At 65.7% G+C, this 627-nt stretch carries 1 pseudogene; it reads left to right on the top strand.

The features are described 5' to 3' along the window. Positions 1–265: 265 nt before the first annotated feature. Positions 266–627, top strand: a pseudogene (locus A5780_RS39840) (hypothetical protein); the annotation flags it as partial.

Genomic DNA, 627 nt, shown 5'->3' with positions numbered 1-627 from the left:
GGTGAATCCAGTGGCACCTGAGTGTGTTCGGTGTGTCCGTCGGGAAACTGCACCGCGAACGCTTCGTGGGTGTGGTTGATCGCGACCACGATGTAGCCGTGGCTGGCGAGGTCTTCGGCCTGAGCGGTACTCCATCCGGTTGTGTCGTCCATTCCGGGTGAGTTCAGCAGCACCGGGAAGGCTCGTCCGTCGGCGCGGGCGGTTGCGTCGCGGCGGCTGTGGCTGGGCGCGAGAGTCCAACTGCCAGCGGGGACACCGTGAACTGATGGTGCAGATCTGGTACCCCGCCGCTGACCAGTCGACGGCACCGACTGCTGAATGGATGCCGCCTGGCGGCCGGGAAGAACAAGCCGAGTACCTCACCAGACTCGGTGTCCCCGCTGGCAGTTGGACTCTCGCGCCCAGCCACAGCCGCCGCGACGCAACCGCCCGCGCCGACGGACGAGCCTTCCCGGTGCTGCTGAACTCACCCGGAATGGACGACACAACCGGATGGAGCACCGCTCAGGCCGAAGACCTCGCCAGCCACGGCTACATCGTGGTCGCGATCAACCACACCCACGAAGCGTTCGCGGTGCAGTTTCCCGACGGACACACCGAACACACTCAGGTGCCACTGGATTCACC

This window comes from Nocardia sp. 852002-20019_SCH5090214, assembly GCF_001665865.1.
Lineage (GTDB): Bacteria > Actinomycetota > Actinomycetes > Mycobacteriales > Mycobacteriaceae > Nocardia > Nocardia nova.
Note: the sequence above shows the minus strand (reverse complement) of the source record. Positions and strands in the feature narration are given on the sequence as shown.